Raw genomic sequence first — 1,511 nt, 5'->3', positions numbered from 1 at the left:
GCCGGGGAGGGCGCCGCACCCACCGAGACCCCGCCGACCCCGATGGCCGCCCAGCCGGCGGCGACCGGTGCGGTCAAGGATGCGCCGAAGGAGCCGGCGAAGCCCGCCCCGAAGGCGCAGGCCGAGACCCACGCGGCCCCGAAGAAACCCGAGGTCGCCAAGAAGACGGATGGCAAGCAGACGGATGGCAAGACTTCGGATGGCAAGTCGGCCGCGTCCAAGCCCGCTTCGTCTCAGAAAACAGCAAAACAACCGCCCAGGGAGGCCACGGACGATCCGCCCCTCGACCTGCCGCGCCTGCGCGCCCAGGCCGTGATCGAGTATCTGCTCCAGGCCGGGGTCCGGCCGGACCAGGTCGGCGCCGGGCCGGATGCGCCGGCCGGCCCCGTCATCCTCGCGCTGCTGCCGTGAGGGAAGGACCGCGCGCCCGCGCCGGTTTGCGCCTATGATCGCCGCCGCATGACGTTCGTGACCGACCCATATCCCGACCCGCCCCGTCATTCTGAGATGCCGCGAGGCGGCCTCGGAGGCGGGCGCCGGGGATCGCCGCGGCCTTTGGGGGCCTCCTGCGAGGCGGCCGCGGCGCGGCGGCCCGTGGGGGGCTGTGAGCTGCTCGATTCATCGCGCGGGGCAGGCGATGACGAGGCCGCGTTCCTCAGAAGGGCCATCCCGCCGCGCGAGCCGAGGTGGGACGTCTCCCGCAGGTTTGGGGCCGAGGTCGACGACGGAACGCGACGGGCCCCCTTTCCCGCACGGGAGAGCGGACCCGCGCCTGATCCCGAGGCGCAAGCGCGTTCGGCGCCCGGGAGACCGAAGGGCGATCGATCGAGGGCCTCAGGGCTTCTCCGGATGAGGGAGCGGGGCGGGCAACCCTGCCGGAGCGCCGCCGGGAAGGCCGGACGGCCGTGACGCTGCTGATCGCCGGCTTCTGGCCCGGACTCGCCGGGGCGGCCGCGCTCGGCCTGCTGGTCGGGGCCCTCGCGGGCTGGCCGGCCCGGCCGGGCGTGCCGCTCGCCCTGTGCGGGCTGGCCGTGCTGCTGGCGGGGATCGCGCTCGCCGGGATCGTGCCGGGCCTGCCCGGCCTGTGGCTGGAGGGTGCCGCCCTGATGCTGCCGCCCTACCTCGCCGGCTGCGCGCTCGGCGCCCTCGGCCGCCGCCTGGCCGCGCGGTCCTGAGTCCGCGGCGTCGAACGGCACGGGAACCGGTCCGCCCCCCGACGACGTTGCTTCTGCGAGAATGGCCCAGAGGGCCTACAACCGGAAGAGGCGATCCGATGCCGAACCTGACGCGCTCCGCCCGACGCTACGCCCTCCGTCTGCCGCGCCCCCGGGCCGGCGCGGCCGCCACCGGCCTGTTCCTGGCCGCCCTGGCGCTCTCGGCCGCCACGGTCCCGCTGGTCGAGCCGACGAACGCCAGCACCGCCCAGGCCTCGCTGGCCCGCTGAGGCTCGACAAGGGGCGGAGTTCCAAAGAAGGTTCGCCCCGCCGATGACGCGCGCGCTCCCTCCCACC

The 1,511-nt window shown here is 75.4% G+C and carries 2 protein-coding genes and 1 pseudogene; all 3 read left to right on the top strand.

Features of this window, described 5'->3' with window-relative positions; translation table 11 throughout:
* Positions 1 to 411: pseudogene (locus tag FV233_RS29390) on the top strand (hypothetical protein); the annotation flags it as partial.
* Between the two features lie 494 nt (positions 412 to 905).
* The gene (locus FV233_RS29385; protein WP_147899630.1) at positions 906 to 1,175 is read left to right on the top strand and encodes a hypothetical protein; all 270 of its coding nucleotides are present in this window, start codon (positions 906 to 908) and stop codon (positions 1,173 to 1,175) included.
* Positions 1,176 to 1,273: 98 nt separating this feature from the next.
* Positions 1,274 to 1,444, top strand: a complete 171-nt coding sequence (locus tag FV233_RS30760; protein ID WP_187193645.1) for a hypothetical protein — start codon at positions 1,274 to 1,276, stop codon at positions 1,442 to 1,444.
* Positions 1,445 to 1,511: the final 67 nt, after the last annotated feature.

It is taken from the genome of Methylobacterium sp. WL7 (genome assembly GCF_008040085.1).
Lineage (GTDB): Bacteria > Pseudomonadota > Alphaproteobacteria > Rhizobiales > Beijerinckiaceae > Methylobacterium > Methylobacterium mesophilicum.
The sequence above is the reverse complement of the archived record's forward strand: the minus strand, read 5'-3'. Positions and strand labels throughout refer to the sequence as shown.

Coding starts and splice junctions, on each gene's coding strand:
- FV233_RS30760 (WP_187193645.1), top strand. CDS start 1,274: ATGCCGAACCTGACGCGCTCCGCCCGACGCTACGCCCTCCGTCTGCCG.